The following is an 18,073-nucleotide window of genomic DNA, read 5'->3' on the forward strand; positions in this document are numbered from 1 at the left end:
ATCCCTGCTGCGTCGAGGGGGAGCCATGTCCAGCACACCTCAGCCGGGAACGTCGGAGTCAGCGCACGAGGAGGAGGAGCCCTGGCTCAGCAGTGACGAGGTCGCGAAGCTGTGGCCGGTGCGCAAGGACTGGCTGCCCGGTGTCGCCCGTCGTGCGGACGTCCGCGTCCGCACGTACGGCGGGGCAAGCCGGGGCACGTGGGGGGCGGAGCCGACCTTCCACTCCTTCCACCCCGGGGACGTGCGCAGAGCCGCGCCGGCCATCGCCGAGGGACGCGTCGGCATCCCGTCGAAGTGGCGCACCGACACGCCCGACGGTCGGCGGACCGAGTTCTGGGGCAACCTGACCGCCCGTGTCGCCGGCACGCTCATGCTCCTGGCCCTCCTGGGCGGGGTCCTCCTGATCCTGGGCACAGGAGTCTTCCTGCTGACGGTGGAATGACCACGGAACGCCCCGCCGAACTCCCCGGACAGCCCGCCTGGTTCAGCCGTGGACGGTGGCCAGCCAGTCGGTCAGCAGGCGGTTGACCTCGTCGGGGCGTTCCTGCTGGACCCAGTGGCCGCAGCCGTCCAGGAGGTGGGAGGCGGACAAGGCGGGGAGAGTGGTGGCGTGGGCGTCTATGGCGTCGGCCATCCAGGTGGTGGAGGCGTCCCGGGTGCCGCCGATGAACAGGGCGGGCTGGGTGATCGGGGCTCCGCGGTGGGGGGCGAGGTCCTCCCAGTCGCGGTCCAGGTTGCGGTAGCGGTTGAGGGCGCCGGTCAGGCCGGTGCGCTCGAACTCCCCGGCGTAGACGTCGAGATCCTCCTCGGTCAGCCAGGCCGGGGACGGGCCGGTGGGGAAACGGTCGCGCAGTCGGCCGCCCGGCGCGACGAAGTGCGGGTCGGGCTCGTCATCGGCGGGCATGGTGTCGGCGGACAACGCGGCGTAGAAACCGGCGAGCCAGCTCCGTACGTCGGGCTCGATCTCCGTCTCGGCGCGGCCGGGTTCCTGGAAGTAGGAGACGTAGAACTCCTGCTCGTGGCCGCCGACTTGGTCGAAGACTTCGGTGGGCCGGGGGCCGCCGGGCGGGGCGTAGGGGACGCTCAGCAGGCCGACGGCGCGGACGGTCCCCGGCTGGAGCAGGGCGGAGGCGGCGGCGATGCTGGAGCCCCAGTCGTGGCCGACGATCACCGCGCTCTCCTCGCCGAGGGCGCGCACGACGGCGACGTTGTCCGCCACCAGGTCGAGCATGCGGTAGGCGTCGGTCGCGGCCGGCTTGGAGGAGCGGCCGTAGCCGCGTACGTCGATCGCCACCGCCCGGTACCCGGCCGCCGCGAGGGCCGGGAGTTGGCGGCGCCAGGAGTACCAGGACTCGGGGAAGCCGTGCACGAGCAGGACCAGCGGACCGGTGCCCTGCTCGACCAGGTGCAGGCGTCCGGCCGGGGCCTCGACGGTGCGGTGGCGGAGGGCGGCGGTCGGCTCGGATCGCATGGGGACTCTCCTCGGTTCGCGGGCGGACGCGGCTACCCACCGATCATGCGGCGCGAGGCCCGCCCGACGCGATCGCTCTTGCCGTCCTGGCAAACTCGCAGGACGGACGGGGAGCGGCGCGGTCGGAAGGACGGTCACGATGGCAGTCGACGAGGTCGACGGCACGCTGGCGGCGATGGGGCCCCGGCTGCGGGCCGTACGCGAGCAACGCGGCGCCACGCTCGCCGGTGTCAGCTGCGCGACCGGCATCTCGTCGAGCACGTTGTCGCGGATCGAGACCGGCCGGCGCAGGCCGACCCTGGAGGTGGTGCTGCGGCTGGCGAAGGAGTACGGCGTCTCCCTGGACGAACTGGCCGGTACCGCACCCGCCCCGGCGGCCGGGCCGCGCGCCTCGGCGCCGTTGAGCTTCGGTGACAGCAAGCTGGTACTGCCGCTCACCCGGTACGTCGGCGGCCTGCACGCCCACAAGCATGTCCTGCCTGCTGCCGAGGGGCCGCCCGCGCGGCCACGGCAGGTCTCCCACGAGGGCTACGAGTGGCTGTGCGTCCTGTACGGGCGGCTGTGGCTCGCACTCGGTGACCAGGACCTCGTCCTGGCGGCCGGGGACGCCGCCGAGTTCGACACCCGCGTCCCCCACGGAGTCGCGAACCCCGCGCCCGACGGGCCGGTCGAGTACCTGGTCCTGTTCGGGCCGCAGGGAGAACGCCTCCGGCAGCGCACCCCTCGCTGAAGGCTGAGCTTCGGCACACACGGTCTCGCGGGGCGGTGCCGTCTCAGAGGTAGGCGGGCGCGACGGCCGACCTCATCAGGCGGCGGGCCGTGCCGGTGCCGTCGGCGGGGACGGTCCACAGGTCGGAGCCGTAGTCGCCGGGGAGGGCGTAGACGAGGGTGTGGTCGTCGGCCCACAGGGCCTGGTCGTCGAGGTTGCGGGACTCGGCGGTCGCGGTCTCCTTCATGGTCCGTAGGTTCAGGACGTACAGCCGCCAAGGGGCGTCCGGCGAGGCGCCTTTGACGCGTTTCTTGTACGCGACGCGGGTGCCGTCCGGGGAGAGCGAGGGGCATTCGACGTTGCCGTGCAGGGTGGTGAGGGTGCGCGCGCCGACGTCGCCGCGCACCAGGTAGGTCCGGCCGCCGGTGGCGAGGGTGGCGTAGAAGCGGTTGTCGTCGGCGAAGGTGACGCCCCAGATGTTGGTGTCCGCCGCGTGGTAGGTGCGGCCGTCCTTGACGACGCGGAACGTCTCCAGGTTGTCGTCGATCGCCCAGGTGCGGGTGTCGACTATGGCCGTGCGGGTGGAGAAGTTCGTCCCGGCGTACGAGTCCCCGCTGACGAACACCGTCCAGGCGGCCATGTGCCCCGAGGGCGAGACCCGGGCCCGGGTGGGGATGCCCGCGGCCGGGAAGCGGTGCCGTACCCGCAGATGGGAGTCGAGCACGACCGCGCGGTAGGTGTCCTCCAGGGCGCCGTGCACGGCCTGGAGGCAGATGCCGGTGCCGGCCGCCGCGTGGAAGCGCAGGCACTTCACGCCGGACGATGTCCGCGGACCTTCCGGGTCGTCGGCGGCGACAGTGGCGATCTCGTCGCGGTGCGGGCCCCAGGCCAGGTTGCGGACCAGCAGGCGGCGCGTGCCGGTGGACCGCAGCGAGACGGTGCCGGCCCGGACCGTGGGTCCGTCGGCCTGCTGCTCGTCCTTCATGCCGGAGCGGTGGGCGGCGTGCAGCACCGCCCCGGCGCCGACAGCGCCCAGCAGGAGGACCGCGACCAGCAGGGTGACCAGGCGGGTAGTTCGGGTCATGCGCGCACCTCCTGGGTGGTCTCGTCGCCCGTACGGAGCACCACCGCGGCCACGACGGCGCTGACCGCCAGCCCGGCCGCGGTCACGGCGAGCGCGGTCCGCCCGCCCCACAGGCTCCAGGCGGCGCCGAAGGCGAGCGAGCAGACGAACCGGGCCAGCGCCTGGCCCGTTCCGACCAGCGCCTGCCCGGCACCCTGCTGCCGCGCCGGGACGACTGAGGCGGTGGCGGCCGCGAGGACTCCGTCGGTGGCCGCGTAGAAGGTGCCGTGCAGGACGAGCACGGCGACCACCGCCGGGAGGCCGTGCCACGGGGAGAGCACCAGGCCGTAGCCGAGCAGCAGGACCCCGTGTCCGGCGAGGAAGAGCCGGCGGCGGCTCATCCGGTCGGCGAGCGCGCCCAGCGGGACGGCGAGCAGCAGGAAGAAGGCGGCGGTGCCCAGCGGCAGCAGCGGGAAGAGGTGCGCGGGCAGGTCCCCCTCGCGCTGGAGCAGCAGGTACAGGAAGGAGTCGCTGACGGTGGTCAGCCCGAGCAGGGCCGCGCACGCCGTGAGCCGCCGCAGCTCCGGCCGCCGCAACAGCCCGACCGCGTCACGCAGCGACGGGGGCCGGGGCGGCGCGGGTGGCCGGGGCGGTCGTACGGCATCCGGGGTCCAGGGCGGTCGTACGGCATCCAGGGATTGGGGTGGTCGTTGGGCAGCCGGGGTGCGGGACGGTCGTACGGCACCCGTGGGCGCGTCGAGGTGTCGGGGCACGAACAGCACCAGGACCAGGACGCCGAGCGTGGCCACGCAGGCGCTGACCGCGAAGACCGCGTCGTAGCCGTCGACCGTGGCCCGCAGGACCGCGAAGGCGGCGAGGGGGCCGAGCAGGGCGCCGGTGGTGTCCATGGCGCGGTGGACGCCGAACGCCCGTCCCCGGTGGGCGGGTTCGGTGGCGAGCGAGATCATCGCGTCGCGCGGGGCCGTGCGCAGGCCCTTGCCGGTGCGGTCGACCGCGAGCACCGCGCTGAGCACGGGGAGGGTGTGGGCGAGCAGCAGGAACGGTTTGCACAGGGCGGAGAGGCCGTAGCCGAGGCCCGCCACGAGCTTGTGCCGGTGGCCGCCCCGGTCGGCGAGATGACCGCCGGCCAGCCGGACCAGCGCGCCGACCCCGTTGTTGATGCCGTCGAGGAGGCCGAAGCCGAGCGGGGAGAGGCCGAGACCGGCGACCACGTACAGCGGCAGGACGGCCGTCACCATCTCCGAGGAGACGTCCGTGATCAGGCTGACCGCGCCCAGGGCCAGCACGGTGGCGGGCACGGCGGCCTGGGTACCGCGGGCGTCCGTGCGGCGGGAGTCCGCGAGATACACCGGCGTCAGTTCCAGATGCCGGTGATGTCGGAGGCGGAGGCGGCGTTGCCCGCGTGGGTGCTCAGACCGGCCAGGTCCTCCACCGTGCGCAGCGCGTTGTAGTGGTTGTAGGTGGTGGAGCTCGTGCTGCCCGGCGTGACGTGCTGCCCGTAGAACAGGGTCGGGATGCGGTTGCCGGAGAGCTTGTTGTCCTCGTCGAAGGTGACGGCGAGGATGCTGTTGTGGGTCTTGGCCCAGGTGGCGTAGGCGCCCAGGTTGTTCTTGATCCAGGTGTCGCCCGTGGAGACCGAGCAGTCGTGCATGTCGCTGCACAGGTTCGGGGTGACGAAGGAGACCTTCGGCAGGGTGGTGTAGTCGGTCGGGAACTGCGCGAACGTCTTGGCGGTACTCGTCGGCACGTTGGAGAAGCCGAACCAAGGGTTGTGCTTCTGGGCGTAGTTGCCACTGCTGCACGTCGTCGAGCCCTGGCTGGGCAGCGATTCGTTGTAGCTCGCCCAGGTCTTGCCTGCGGCGATGAGCTCGGAGGCGAGGTTGGGGGCGGAGATGGACCCCACGCCCACACAACTGTCGTCGGTGCGGCCCTGGTTGGAGCCCGAGAACAGCATGTAGTAGTTCGGCTCGCTCGGGTGGGTCAGGCCGTAGGACTGGGTGAGGTCGGCGCCTCCCGCCTTGAGCGTGTTGTTGAGGTACGGGGCGCTGGAGCTGCCGATGACCTGCGCGTAGGCGTGGTTCTCCAGCACCACGACGACCACGTGGTCGGGGGTGGGGAGAGCGGCGGCCTGTGCGGTGGTGGCCGTGGCGGCCCACACACCGATCGAGGTGGCGGTGAGGGCGACGGCTCCGGCGAGCGCGGAGAGGGAACGTCGGTTGCGCGAGCGTGCCTTGACGGCGGCCATGACTGTCCTCCGGACAGAGGTGACGGACGTTCGTGGGGAGGCGGCGCGGCAACACTAGGGGGGTCCGGCCGGCCCCGAGTGACGGCCGGACGAACCGTGGGCCACGCCGGGCAAAGATCACCCCACGCACAGGTCATGCACAGCAAAGAGCTCGCCAAATGGACATGACAAACCTGGTTCTCAGCGCAGTTCCGCGCGGAAGGCCGCCGGTGTCAGCTCCGTGTGCTGCTGGAAGAACTTCGAGAAGTTGGCCGCGTCCGGGAAGCCGACCGCCGCGCCCACCCGGCCGATCGGCAGGTCCGTGTGGGCCAGCAGGCGCTTGGCCTCCAGGACGACCCGCTTGTCGATGAACCCCTTGGGGGTCTCCCCGGTCGCCGCGCGCACCGCGCGCACCAGGGTCCGGCGGGAGTAACCGAGCGCGTCGGCATAGGCGCTGACGCTGTGATTGGTGGCGAACCCCTTCTCCACGGCGTCCCGGAACAGGGTGAACGTCGACTCCGTCCGGCGCCCCGCGTCCGCCGCACTCGCTGCCAGATGGGCGAGCCGCAGCAGGAACGCGGTCAGGGTGTGCCGCAGGACCGCGGTGTGCAGGCTCAACGGAAGGGTCGCCGTGTCCTCGTACTCCCGCTGGAGCTGCGCCAGCCCCGCCTTCAGGCCCGCCAACTGGGGCCCGGAGGGCCGCAGCAGGGGCGGCAGGTCGTAGCGGTACAACCCCGTCGCCTCGACGGTCGCCCGGGGCAGGAAGCCGGGTTGCATGGTCAGCACGGTTCCGCGGTACTCGCTCGGTGCGAAACGGTGGACCTGGCCCGGGCGGATCCACAGCAGGTCGCCCGCCGTCGCCTCGTACTCGGCGAAGTCGACCATGTGGCGGACGGGGTCGCCGTCGAAGAGCATCACGACATGGAAGTCGATGCGGTGCACGCGCTCCAGCGGGGCATCCGCATGCCAGGTGCGGCCGGCTCCCATGGCGCCGACCTGCATGCCCACTCCGCCCACGCTCTGCTCGACGGGAAAGGGGAACGTTCTGATCCCGTCCACTCCGCCGTCACCGGCTCCGCCTTGGATGGAGCCTTGGGTTGTTCTGTCCGCCATGTCCTTCTCGTGCCGCCTGCCTGGAGCGTTCCGTGTCCCACTTTCACCACAGGCTGGCACACCGCGACCTTCCCCCGTAAAAGTCATACTTTTAAGTTCGAACACGTCAGACCAGCAAACCCGCTCCGATCGAGGACTTCTTGAAGATGAGCACGCAGACACCGGACACCTTCGAATGGACCGAACTCGACCGGCGTGCCGTCGACACCGCCCGCCTGTTGGCGGCCGATGCCGTGCAGCAGGTCGGCAACGGACACCCGGGCACCGCGATGGCCCTGGCCCCGGCGGCGTACACGATCTTTCAGAAGGTGATGCGTCACGACCCGGCGGACCCCGAGTGGACCGGCCGTGACCGCTTCGTCCTCTCCCCCGGCCACACCTCGCTGACGCTCTACACGCAGCTCTACCTCTCCGGGTACGAGCTGGAGCTCGACGACCTGAAGGCCTTCCGCACCCACGGCTCCAAGACGCCCGGTCACCCCGAGTACGGGCACACCGCGGGCGTCGAGACCACCACCGGTCCGCTCGGCCAGGGTGTCGCCAACGCGGTCGGCATGGCGATGGCGGCCCGCTACGAGCGCGGACTGTTCGACCCGGAGACCCCCGAGGGCGAGTCCCCCTTCGACCACACCATCTGGGCGATCGTCTCCGACGGCGACCTGCAGGAGGGCATCTCCGCCGAGGCCTCCTCCCTCGCCGGCCACCAGAAGCTCGGCAACCTGGTCTTCCTCTACGACGACAACCACATCTCCATCGAGGGCGACACCGCGACCGCGTTCTCCGAGGACGTGCTGAAGCGCTACGAGGCCTACGGCTGGCACACCCAGCGCATCGAACCGGCCGCCGACGGCGACATCGACGTACCCGCCCTGTACGCGGCCCTCCAGACAGCCCAGGCCGAGACCGAGCGGCCTTCGATCATCGCGATGCGCACGATCATCGCCTGGCCCGCCCCGAACGCGCAGAACACCGAGGCCGCCCACGGCTCCGCGCTCGGCGCCGACGAGGTCGCCGCCACCAAGCGCGTCCTCGGCTTCGACCCCGAGCAGAGCTTCGAGGTCGCGGACGAGGTCCTCGCCCACACCCGTCTGGCCCTGGACCGGGGTGCCGAGGCGCACGCGGCCTGGGACAAGCAGATCGCGGCCTGGCGCGGTGAGCAGCCCGAGCGGGCGCGGCTCTTCGACCGGGTGGTCGCCGGCCAGCTCCCCGAGGGCTGGGAGTCCGCGATCCCCGTCTTCGAGGAGGGCGCGTCCGTCGCGACCCGTGCCGCCTCCGGCAAGGTCCTCCAGGCCCTCGGCCCGGTGCTGCCCGAGCTGTGGGGCGGCTCCGCCGACCTCGCCGGCTCGAACAACACCACCATCGACAAGACCAGCTCCTTCCTGCCGGAGGGCAACGCGCTGCCGGAGGCCGACCCGTACGGCCGTACCGTCCACTTCGGCATCCGCGAGCACTCGATGGCCGCCGAGATGAACGGCATCGCGTTGCACGGCAACACGCGGATCTACGGCGGCACCTTCCTGGTGTTCTCCGACTACATGCGCAACGCCGTCCGGCTGTCCGCGCTGATGCAGCTGCCCGTCACCTATGTCTGGACGCACGACTCCATCGGTCTCGGTGAGGACGGTCCGACCCACCAGCCGGTCGAGCACCTCTCGTCGCTGCGCGCCATCCCGGGCCTGAACGTGGTGCGCCCGGCCGACGCCAACGAGACCGCGATCGCCTGGGCCGAGATCCTCAAGCGGCACGCCACGAACCCGGCCCCGCACGGCCTCGCGCTCACCCGCCAGGGCGTACCGACGTACGCCCCGAACCCGGACGCCGCCAAGGGCGGGTACGTCCTTGCCGAGTCGTCCAAGGAGACCCCCGACGTCGTGCTCATCGCCACCGGCTCCGAGGTGCAGCTCGCCGTCGCCGCGCGGGAGCGGCTGGAGGCCGAGGGGGTCGGCACCCGGGTGGTGTCGATGCCGTCCGTGGAGTGGTTCGAGGAGCAGCCGCGGGAGTACCGGGAGCGGGTCCTTCCGCCGTCCGTGCGAGCCCGCGTCGCAATCGAGGCCGGTATCGGTCTCACGTGGTACCGGTTCACAGGTGACGCAGGACGCATCGTCTCCCTCGAACACTTCGGCGCCTCCGCCGACGCCAAGACCCTGTTCGCCGAGTACGGCTTCACCGCCGAGAACGTCGCCGCGGCGGCCAGGGAATCCCTCGCCGCCGCGCGTGGTTGATCCGACCGCCAGAAAGAAGATGATCACAGTGACCGAAGCAACCGCGACCGCGGGAGCACTCAAGCGCCTGTCCGACGAAGGCGTCTCCATCTGGCTGGACGACCTGTCGCGCAAGCGGATCGAGTCCGGGAACCTCGCCGAGCTCGTCGCCACGAAGCACGTCGTCGGCGTCACCACCAACCCCTCCATCTTCCAGGCCGCGATCGGCTCGGGAGCGGGCTACGAGGAGCAGCTGACCGACCTCGCCGTCCGCGGTGTGACGGTCGACGAGGCCGTACGGATGATGACCACGGCGGATGTCCGCGCCGCCGCCGACGTGCTGCGTCCGGTGCACGACGCGACCGGCGGGCGGGACGGCCGGGTCTCCATCGAGGTCGACCCCCGTCTGGCCCACGACACGGCGGCGACGATCGCCGAGGCCAAGCAGCTCGCCTGGCTGGTGGACCGCCCCAACGTCATGATCAAGATCCCGGCGACGAAGGCGGGCCTCCCGGCCATCACCGAGGTCATCGCCCTCGGCATCAGCGTCAACGTCACGCTGATCTTCTCCCTGGAGCGCTACCGCGAGGTCATGGACGCCTACCTCGCCGGTCTGGAGAAGGCCGCCAAGAAGGGCCTCGACCTCTCCACGATCCACTCCGTCGCCTCCTTCTTCGTCTCCCGGGTCGACTCCGAGATCGACAAGCGGCTGACGGTCCTGGGCACGGACGCGGCCCTGGCGCTCAAGGGCCGAGCGGCGCTCGCCAACGCGCGGCTCGCCTACGAGGCGTACGAGGAGGTCTTCTCCTCGGCTCGCTGGAACTCCCTCGGCGGCGCCCGCGCCAACAAGCAGCGCCCGCTGTGGGCCTCGACCGGCGTGAAGGACCCGGCGTACAAGGACACCCTGTACGTGGACGACCTGGTCGCGCCCGGCACCGTCAACACCATGCCGGAGGCCACCCTGAACGCCGCCGCCGACCACGGCGTGATCACCGGCGACACGGTGACCGGCGGCTACGCGCAGGCCCGCGCCGACCTGGCCGCCGTAGAGGCGCTCGGAATCTCCTACGAGGAGGTCGTGCGGCAGCTGGAGGACGAGGGCGTCGCCAAGTTCGAGACGGCCTGGCAGGACCTGCTGGACGCCGTCACCAAGTCGATGGACAGCAAGGGAGTTGACGCGGAATGACCATCACCGCCGACTGGGAGAACCCGCTGCGCGACGAGCGCGACCGGCGTCTCCCGCGGATCGCCGGGCCCTCCGGTCTCGTCATCTTCGGTGTCACCGGCGACCTGTCCCGCAAGAAGCTGATGCCCGCCATCTACGACCTCGCCAACCGCGGCATGCTCCCGCCGGGCTTCTCGCTCGTCGGGTTCGCCCGCCGGGACTGGGAGGACGAGGACTTCGCGCAGATCGTGCACGACTCGGTGCGCGAGCACTCCCGGACCGAGTTCCGTGAGGAGGTGTGGCAGCAGCTCGCCGAGGGGATGCGGTTCATCCCGGGCGACTTCGACGACGACACGGCGTTCAAGCAGCTGCGCCAGACCGTCGAGGACCTCGACAAGGCCCGCGGCACCAGCGGCAACTACGCGTTCTACCTCTCCGTACCGCCGAAGTTCTTCCCGAAGGTCGTCCAGCAGCTGAAGAAGCACGGCCTCGCGGACGCGCCCGAGGGGTCGTGGCGGCGGGCGGTCATCGAGAAGCCGTTCGGCCGCGACCTGAAGAGCGCCCGGGAGCTCAACGCCCTGGTGCACGACGTGTTCGAGCCGGACCAGGTGTTCCGGATCGACCACTACCTGGGCAAGGAGACCGTCCAGAACATCCTGGCGCTGCGCTTCGCCAACCAGATGTACGAGCCCATCTGGAACCGGTCGTTCGTCGACCACGTGCAGATCACCATGGCCGAGGACATCGGCATCGGCGGCCGGGCCGGGTACTACGACGGCATCGGCGCGGCCCGTGACGTCATCCAGAACCACCTGCTCCAGCTGATGGCGCTCACCGCCATGGAGGAGCCGGCCGCGTTCGACGCCGAGTCGCTGCTCACCGAGAAGCTGAAGGTCCTCAGGGCGGTGAAGCTGCCAGAGGACATCGGCAAGCACGCCGTGCGCGGGCAGTACGCCGGTGCCTGGCAGGGCGGTGAGAAGGTGCTCGGGTACCTGGAGGAGGAGGGCATCGACCGGGCCTCCACGACGGACACCTTCGCGGCCATCAAGCTGAACGTCGACAACCGCCGTTGGGCGGGTGTGCCGTTCTACCTCAGGACCGGCAAGCGCCTCGGCCGTCGCGTCACCGAGATCGCGGTCGTCTTCCAGACCGCCCCGCACTCCCCCTTCGACCACAACGCGACCGAGGAACTCGGCAAGAACGCCATCGTCATCCGCGTCCAGCCGGACGAGGGCATGACGGTCCGGTTCGGGTCGAAGGTGCCCGGCACCTCGATGGAGATCCGGGACGTGACGATGGACTTCGCCTACGGCGAGTCGTTCACGGAGTCCAGCCCGGAGGCCTACGAGCGGCTCATCCTGGATGTCCTCCTCGGTGACGCCAATCTGTTCCCGCGTCACCAGGAAGTGGAAGAGTCCTGGAAGATCCTCGACCCGATCGAGGAGCACTGGGCCAACCACGGCCGTCCGGCGCAGTACGCGTCGGGTACCTGGGGACCCGAGGAAGCCGACGAGATGCTCGCACGAGACGGACGGAGCTGGCGCAGGCCATGAAGATCGACCTGACCGACACCACGGCAAGCAAGATCAACAAGGCGCTGGTGCAGGGTCGCCGCGCCATCGGAACCCCCGCCGTGGGCATGGTCCTGACGATGGTGATCGTCACGGACGAGGAGAACGCCTACGACGCGATCAAGGCGGCCGAGGAGGCCTCGCACGAGCACCCCTCGCGCACCCTGGTCGTCATCAAGCGGCACGCCCGCACCGTCCGCGACCGGATGTCGTCCAAGCTGGACGCCGAGGTCCGGGTGGGCGCCGACGCCGGCACCGGCGAGACGGTCATCCTGCGGACCTACGGCGAGGTCTCCGACCACGCCGACTCCGTGGTGCTGCCGCTGCTGCTGCCGGACGCCCCGGTGGTCGTGTGGTGGCCCGTGGACGCGCCGGAGAACCCGGCGAAGGACCCGCTGGGCGCGCTGGCCCAGCGCCGGATCACCGACCTGTACGCCGTCGAGGACCCCCTCGCGGTCCTGGAGACCCGGGTCCGGTCCTACGCGCCGGGCGACACCGACCTCGCCTGGACCCGGCTCACCCCGTGGCGCTCGATGCTGGCGGCGGCCCTCGACCAGGCCCGTGCGCAGATCATCTCCGGGGCCGTGGAGGCGGAGGCCGACAACCCGGCCGCCGAACTGCTCGCGCGCTGGCTGGAGGCGCGGCTCAAGGTGAAGATCGACCGGGTCGTCACCGCCGGTCCGGTCGTCACGGCCGTCCGCCTCGGCACCGCCAACGGCGAGATCGTCATCGACCGCCCCGAGGGCCCGCTGGCCACGCTGTCCCTGCCGGGCCAGCCCTCCCGGACCCTGGCGCTCAAGGTCCGTTCCACCTCCGAACTCATCGCCGAGGAACTGCGCCGCCTCGACGCCGACGAGATGTACGCCGTCGCCCTGCGGGGCGAGGCCGGCAAGGAGACCCCTGCTCATGTCTGACTCCCCCGAGCTCACGCGCCGCCCCGAGTGGACGGCTCTGGAGGACCACCGCGCCGAGGGGACTCCCCATCTGCGCGAGCTGTTCGCCTCCGATCCCGGGCGCGCGGAGCGGTACGTCGTGCGCGTCGGCGATCTGCGCATCGACTACTCCAAGCACCTGATCACCGACGAGACCCTGGCCCTGCTCCAGGAACTCGCCACCGCCACCGACGTGTTCGGACTGCGGGACGCCATGTTCCGCGGTGAGCGGATCAACCTCACCGAGGACCGGGCGGTCCTGCACACCGCGCTGCGCGCTCCCGCGAGCGCGGTCGTCGAGGTCGACGGCGAGAACGTCGTGCCCCGCGTGCACGCCGTGCTGGACAAGATGAGCTCCTTCGCGGCCCGGGTCCGCTCCGGCGAGTGGACCGGCCACACCGGCAAGCGGATCAGGAACGTCGTCAACATCGGCATCGGCGGCTCGGACCTCGGTCCCGCGATGGCGTACGAGGCCCTGCGGGCCTTCACGGCACGGGAGTTGACGTTCCGTTTCGTGTCCAACGTGGACGGCGCCGACCTGCACGAGGCGGTGCGCGACCTCGACCCGGCGGAGACCCTGTTCATCGTGGCGTCGAAGACGTTCACGACGATCGAGACGATCACCAACGCCACCTCGGCCCGCTCCTGGCTGTTGGAGGGCCCGGGCGGTCTGCGTGAGGACAAGGCCGTCGCGAAGCACTTCGTGGCCCTGTCGACGAACGCCGAGAAGGTCACCGACTTCGGCATCGACCCGGACAACATGTTCGAGTTCTGGGACTGGGTCGGCGGCCGCTACTCCTACGACTCGGCGATCGGCCTCTCCCTGATGATCGCCATCGGCCCGGACCGGTTCCGGGAGATGCTCGACGGCTTCCGGATCGTCGACGAGCACTTCCAGAACGCGCCCGCCGAGGCCAACGCCCCGCTGCTGCTGGGCCTGTTGGGCGTCTGGTACGGCAACTTCCACGACGCCCAGTCGCACGCGGTGCTGCCGTACTCCCACTACCTGTCGAAGTTCACCGCCTACCTCCAGCAGCTGGACATGGAGTCCAACGGCAAGTCGGTGCAGCGCGACGGGCGTCCGGTGGAGTGGCAGACCGGCCCGGTGGTGTGGGGCACCCCCGGCACCAACGGCCAGCACGCCTACTACCAGTTGATCCACCAGGGCACCAAGCTCATCCCCGCCGACCTGATCGGCTTCGCCCGTCCGGTGGACGAGCTCAGTGACGAACTCAAGGCGCAGCACGACCTGTTGATGGCCAACCTGTTCGCGCAGGGGCAGGCGCTCGCCTTCGGCAAGACCGCCGAGGAGGTGCGCGCGGAGGGCGTGGCCGAGGAGCAGGTGGCCCACCGCACCTTCCAGGGCAACCACCCGACGACGACCATCCTGGCGCGTGCCCTGACCCCCTCGGTCCTGGGCCAGCTGATCGCCCTCTACGAGCACAAGGTGTTCGTCCAGGGCGCGATCTGGAACATCGACTCCTTCGACCAGTGGGGCGTCGAGCTCGGCAAGGTCCTCGCCAAGCGCGTCGAACCCGCCCTCACCGAAGGTGCCGAGGTCCCCGGCCTCGACCCGTCCACCACCGCCCTCGTGGCCGCCTACCGTGAACTGAAGGAAGTGCTCTGACATGACAGCGATGCAGCTCGGTCTCATCGGCCTGGGCAAGATGGGCGGCAACATGCGCGAGCGGATCCGCCGCGCCGGCCACACCGTCATCGGCTACGACCGCAACCCCGAGGTCTCCGACGTCGCGAGCCTCGCGGAACTCGTCGACAAGCTCGAGGCCCCGCGCACGGTGTGGGTGATGGTGCCGGCCGGCGCCGCCACCCAGTCCGTCGTGGACGAGCTCGGCGAGCTCCTGTCCCCCGGAGACACCGTGGTCGACGGCGGCAACTCCCGCTACACGGACGACGAGAAGCACGCCGAGGAGCTGGGCGCCAAGGGCATCGGCTTCATCGACGCCGGTGTCTCCGGCGGCGTGTGGGGCCTCCAGAACGGCTACGCGCTCATGGTCGGCGGCGAGAAGGAGCACGTGGAGCGGCTCCAGCCGATCTTCCACGCCCTCAAGCCCGAGGGCCCGTACGGCTATGTCCACGCGGGCAAGGTCGGCGCCGGGCACTTCTCCAAGATGGTCCACAACGGCATCGAGTACGCCATGATGCAGGCGTACGCCGAGGGCTGGGAGCTCCTCGAGAAGGTCGAGTCGGTGGACAGCGTCCGGGAGGTGTTCCGCTCCTGGCAGGACGGGACCGTCATCCGCTCCTGGCTCCTCGACCTCGCGGTCAACGCCCTCGACGAGGACGAGCACCTGGACAAGCTGAAGGGGTACGCGCAGGACTCCGGCGAGGGCCGCTGGACCGTGGAGGCCGCCGTGGACAACGCGGTGCCGCTGCCCACGATCACCGCCTCCCTCTTCGCGCGGTTCGCGTCCCGCCAGGACGACTCCCCGCAGATGAAGATGATCGCGGCGCTGCGCAACCAGTTCGGCGGGCACGCCGTAGAAGCGAAGAAGTAGGCGCGTCGTGGGGGATCTTCTTCTGGTCCGCCACGGCGAGACGGAGTGGAGCGTGTCGGGCCAGCACACCAGCTGGACCGACCTGCCCCTCACCCGGCACGGTGAGGAGCAGGCCAAGTCCCTCGCTCCGCTCCTGTCGGGCCGGACCTTCTCGCTCGCACTCACCAGTGAGCTGGACCGCGCGATCCGCACCGCCGAACTGGCGGGCGTCACCGGGGCCTTGACCGAACCCGAGCTCCACGAGTGGGACTACGGCGCCTACGAGGGCGTCACCACGGTCGACATCCACCGGGAACGGCCCGACTGGGACCTGTGGACCGACGGCGTACCGGCCGGCCCCGAGGGACATCCCGGCGAGTCGCCGGAGGAGATCGGACGGCGCGCCGACCGGGTCCTCGCCCGCGTCGAGACGGCGCTGCCGGACGGCGACGTGCTCCTGGTGGCGCACGGCCACTTCCTGCGGGTCCTGACGGCCCGTCGTCTGGGGCTGCCGCCCGCGGAGGGCCGCCTGTTCCAACTGGCCACGGGTACCGTCAGCCGGCTGTCGACGGAACACGACCGGCCGGTGATCGCGGAGTGGAACACCAGGGCGTAGCACGGCAGTCGAGGTGACGGCCCGGGAGCACAGGCTCCCGGGCCGTCGTCGTCCCCGGTGCCTGTTGACAGCGTGGCGCGTGCGTTGGAGAGTCACCGCTGATGGAGATCAACAACCTGACACCGGCCGAACTGCGGGTCTGGCACGCCTATCCGCGGGGCGAGGCCGTGGACTTCCGGGCGGCGGACGACGAGGACGTGGCGGACGGTGCCGGGTGGGGTGCCGAACGCACCGTGCGCGCCTCCGTGTTGCGGGCCCTGATGCTCAACGGACCGCACGAGGACGGGGAGATACCCGCCCTGAAGCTGGCGGGCGCCCGGATCACCGGTGTGCTCGCGCTCCAGTACGGGACGGTCGACCACGCGGTGCGCCTGAGCCACTGCCACTTCGACGACGTACCGCTGCTGTACGGCTGCCGGCTGCGTCAGCTGAACCTCAGCAACTCCGTGCTGCCCGGCCTCACCGCCGCCACTCTGCACGTCGAGGCGGTGCTGCGGCTGACGGACTGCCGGGTCAACGGTCCGGTGCGGCTCGGCGGGGCGCAGGTCGCCGGGGCGCTGTTCATGGACCGTGTCGAGATCGTCGCGGACGGCGCCGGGGAGCCCGCGCTCCAGCTCAACCACATGAGCATCGGCGACGACCTGTGGGCGCCAGGACTGCGCGCCCACGGCGAGGTGCGGCTCAACGGCGCTTCCGTCGCCGGTTCCGTCAACCTCAACGACGCCCGCCTCAGCCACCCCGGCGACCTCGTGCTCGACGCACAGACCCTGAGCGTGGAGGGCGACCTCCACCTGCGGCGGGTGCAGACCTTCGGCTGGATCGGGCTGCGCGGCGCCCGGGTCGCGGGCCGGCTCGACCTGTCGTACGCCCACCTGTCGAACCCGGGCGACGCGGCACTGCGGGCGAGCAGCAGCACCATCGGGGAGCTGTGGATCCGCAAGGGCCCGGCCATGGAGGGCACCCTCACCCTGCGCCGCGCCCAGATCGACGAGCTGTTCCTGGAGCCGGAGTCGGTGCCGGACGAGGTGCAGTTCAACGGGCTCGTCTACACCTCGCTCACCCCGCAGGAACCCCCCGCACGCCGGCTGCCGATGCTGGAGCGGGACCGCGAGGGCTATGTCCCGCACGCCTACGAGCAGTTGACCGCCGCGTACCGCAGGATCGGCGACGACTACGCGGCCCGGCAGGTCCAGCTCGCCAAGCAGCGCCGGCGCCGGGCCACCCTGCCCTGGTACGGCCGGGTATGGGGCCACGTCCAGGACGCCACCGTCGGCTACGGCTTCCACCCGCTGCGCGCCGGCGTCTGGCTGGTCTCCCTGCTCGCGATCGGTTCGATCGCCTACGGCTTCCACCATCCCCCGCCGCTCAAGGCGGACGAGGCCCCGCGCTTCAACGCGTTCTTCTACACCCTCGACCTGCTGCTGCCGGTGATCTCCTTCGGCCAGGAGAGCGCCTTCGCGCCGCGAGGGGGATTCCAGTGGCTGTCGTACGCCCTGGTCATCGCGGGCTGGATCCTGGCCACCACGGTCTTCGCGGGTGTCACCCGGACCGTCAACCGTCAGTGATCCCCGGTCACTTGGGAGCTCCGACCACGCCCGCCAGCTCGGCGATGTCCGCCAGCATCCGCGCCGCGTCCGGTTCCCGGCCGGTGAACAGCCGGAAGGCGTCCGCCGCCTGGAAGACCGCCATGCCGCCACCGTCGAGGGTGGCGCAGCCCAACGCGCGGGCGGTGCGCAGCAGTTCGGTCTCCAACGGACGGTAGACCACCTCGGCGACCCAGAGTTCGGGGCGGAGCAGGTCGGCCGGGAAGGGCAGGCCGGGGTGGGCGGCCATGCCGGTGGGCGTGGCGTGCACGACGCCGTCGGCCTCGGCGAGCAGCCCCGGCAGCCGGTCCGGGCCGGCCGCGGCCGCGCGCCCCTCGCCGAAGTGCCGGTTCAGGGCGGCCGCGAGATCGGCGGCCCGGTCGGCGAGCGCGTCCACGACGGTGACCCGCCCGGCGCCCAGGGTGAGCGTCGCGTGCGCGACCGCCGCGCCCGCCCCGCCGGCGCCCAGCTGCGCGACCCGCTCCAGGGGCACGTCGGGCAGCCCGCGCGCGAAGGACGCGGCGAAGCCGGTGACGTCGGTGTTGTGGCCGGTCGCGCGGCCGTTCTCGAAGACCACGGTGTTGACCGCGCCGAGCGCCTCGGCCTGCGGGGCGAGCGCGTCCAGGTGTCCGAGGACCAGCTGCTTGCACGGGTGGGTGATGTTCAGGCCGTCGAAGCCCAGGTCGCGGGCGGCCCGCACCAGGTCGCCGACCGCCTCGGGACGCGCGCCGAGGACGTCGATGTCGATGAGCCGGTACACATAGCGCAGGCCCTGCCGGTCCGCCTCCCGCTCGTGCAGCGCCGGGCTCAGCGAGGGTCCGATGCCCGCGCCGATCAGTCCGACGAGAAACGAGTCCTTGGCCACGCGAGACCTCCTGAGCGATCAATGTATGGGCCGCTAATGTACGA

General features: G+C 71.2%; 16 protein-coding genes. 10 read left to right on the forward strand and 6 right to left on the reverse strand.

Annotated features, from left to right (window positions below):
• Positions 1 to 25: 25 nt before the first annotated feature.
• Positions 26 to 442 (forward strand): hypothetical protein, encoded by a 417-nt coding sequence (locus OHN19_RS07170; protein WP_330263339.1) that lies wholly within the window; start codon positions 26 to 28, stop codon positions 440 to 442.
• Positions 443 to 484: 42 nt separating this feature from the next.
• Here the strand turns inward: OHN19_RS07170 and OHN19_RS07175 are convergent, their stop codons facing one another.
• Positions 485 to 1,471 (reverse strand): alpha/beta hydrolase, encoded by a 987-nt coding sequence (locus OHN19_RS07175; protein ID WP_330263340.1) that lies wholly within the window; start codon positions 1,469 to 1,471, stop codon positions 485 to 487.
• A 139-nt stretch (positions 1,472 to 1,610) separates the two neighbouring features.
• Here OHN19_RS07175 and OHN19_RS07180 point away from each other — a divergent pair, with 139 nt between their 5' ends.
• Complete coding sequence (locus tag OHN19_RS07180) at positions 1,611 to 2,201, forward strand: XRE family transcriptional regulator (protein ID WP_330263341.1); 591 nt, start codon at positions 1,611 to 1,613, stop codon at positions 2,199 to 2,201.
• Positions 2,202 to 2,244: 43 nt separating this feature from the next.
• Here the strand turns inward: OHN19_RS07180 and OHN19_RS07185 are convergent, their stop codons facing one another.
• From OHN19_RS07185 to OHN19_RS07200, 4 genes are all read right to left on the reverse strand, one after another.
• The gene (locus OHN19_RS07185) at positions 2,245 to 3,264 is read right to left on the reverse strand and encodes a TolB-like translocation protein (protein ID WP_330263342.1); all 1,020 of its coding nucleotides are present in this window, start codon (positions 3,262 to 3,264) and stop codon (positions 2,245 to 2,247) included.
• The gene (locus tag OHN19_RS07190) at positions 3,261 to 4,613 is read right to left on the reverse strand and encodes an MFS transporter (protein ID WP_330294111.1); all 1,353 of its coding nucleotides are present in this window, start codon (positions 4,611 to 4,613) and stop codon (positions 3,261 to 3,263) included. The genes OHN19_RS07185 and OHN19_RS07190 overlap by 4 nt, the downstream gene beginning before the upstream one ends.
• 5 nt (positions 4,614 to 4,618) lie before the next feature.
• Positions 4,619 to 5,509 carry an alkaline phosphatase family protein gene (locus OHN19_RS07195; RefSeq protein WP_330263344.1) on the reverse strand — a complete coding sequence of 297 codons (891 nt, stop codon included), beginning with the start codon at positions 5,507 to 5,509 and terminating at the stop codon, positions 4,619 to 4,621.
• A 180-nt stretch (positions 5,510 to 5,689) separates the two neighbouring features.
• The gene (locus tag OHN19_RS07200; protein WP_330263345.1) at positions 5,690 to 6,601 is read right to left on the reverse strand and encodes an AraC family transcriptional regulator; all 912 of its coding nucleotides are present in this window, start codon (positions 6,599 to 6,601) and stop codon (positions 5,690 to 5,692) included.
• Positions 6,602 to 6,747: 146 nt separating this feature from the next.
• On the opposite strand from OHN19_RS07200, the gene tkt reads away from it, so the two are divergent.
• From tkt to OHN19_RS07240, 8 genes are all read left to right on the forward strand, one after another.
• Positions 6,748 to 8,823 (forward strand): transketolase, encoded by a 2,076-nt coding sequence (gene tkt, locus OHN19_RS07205; protein WP_330263346.1) that lies wholly within the window; start codon positions 6,748 to 6,750, stop codon positions 8,821 to 8,823.
• Between the two features lie 19 nt (positions 8,824 to 8,842).
• Positions 8,843 to 9,988 carry a transaldolase gene (gene tal / locus OHN19_RS07210; RefSeq protein ID WP_330263347.1) on the forward strand — a complete coding sequence of 382 codons (1,146 nt, stop codon included), beginning with the start codon at positions 8,843 to 8,845 and terminating at the stop codon, positions 9,986 to 9,988.
• Complete coding sequence (zwf, locus tag OHN19_RS07215) at positions 9,985 to 11,520, forward strand: glucose-6-phosphate dehydrogenase (protein WP_330263348.1); 1,536 nt, start codon at positions 9,985 to 9,987, stop codon at positions 11,518 to 11,520. Before tal ends, zwf begins: the two co-directional genes overlap by 4 nt.
• Positions 11,517 to 12,452 carry a glucose-6-phosphate dehydrogenase assembly protein OpcA gene (gene opcA, locus OHN19_RS07220; protein ID WP_330263349.1) on the forward strand — a complete coding sequence of 312 codons (936 nt, stop codon included), beginning with the start codon at positions 11,517 to 11,519 and terminating at the stop codon, positions 12,450 to 12,452. Before zwf ends, opcA begins: the two co-directional genes overlap by 4 nt.
• A complete protein-coding gene (pgi, locus tag OHN19_RS07225; RefSeq protein ID WP_330263350.1) occupies positions 12,445 to 14,097 on the forward strand; it encodes a glucose-6-phosphate isomerase in 1,653 nt (550 codons plus the stop codon). Before opcA ends, pgi begins: the two co-directional genes overlap by 8 nt.
• A gap of 10 nt (positions 14,098 to 14,107) precedes the next feature.
• Positions 14,108 to 14,986, forward strand: coding sequence for a phosphogluconate dehydrogenase (NAD(+)-dependent, decarboxylating) (gene gnd, locus OHN19_RS07230; RefSeq protein ID WP_330269545.1), 879 nt, complete (start codon positions 14,108 to 14,110; stop codon positions 14,984 to 14,986).
• Positions 14,987 to 14,993: 7 nt separating this feature from the next.
• Complete coding sequence (locus OHN19_RS07235; RefSeq protein ID WP_330263351.1) at positions 14,994 to 15,581, forward strand: histidine phosphatase family protein; 588 nt, start codon at positions 14,994 to 14,996, stop codon at positions 15,579 to 15,581.
• Positions 15,582 to 15,682: 101 nt separating this feature from the next.
• A complete protein-coding gene (locus tag OHN19_RS07240) occupies positions 15,683 to 17,146 on the forward strand; it encodes a membrane-associated oxidoreductase (protein ID WP_330263352.1) in 1,464 nt (487 codons plus the stop codon).
• 7 nt (positions 17,147 to 17,153) lie between these two features.
• Here OHN19_RS07240 and OHN19_RS07245 read toward each other — a convergent pair whose 3' ends face one another.
• Complete coding sequence (locus OHN19_RS07245) at positions 17,154 to 18,029, reverse strand: shikimate dehydrogenase (RefSeq protein WP_330263353.1); 876 nt, start codon at positions 18,027 to 18,029, stop codon at positions 17,154 to 17,156.
• Positions 18,030 to 18,073: the final 44 nt, after the last annotated feature.

This window comes from Streptomyces griseorubiginosus (assembly GCF_036345115.1).
GTDB lineage: Bacteria > Actinomycetota > Actinomycetes > Streptomycetales > Streptomycetaceae > Streptomyces > Streptomyces griseorubiginosus_C.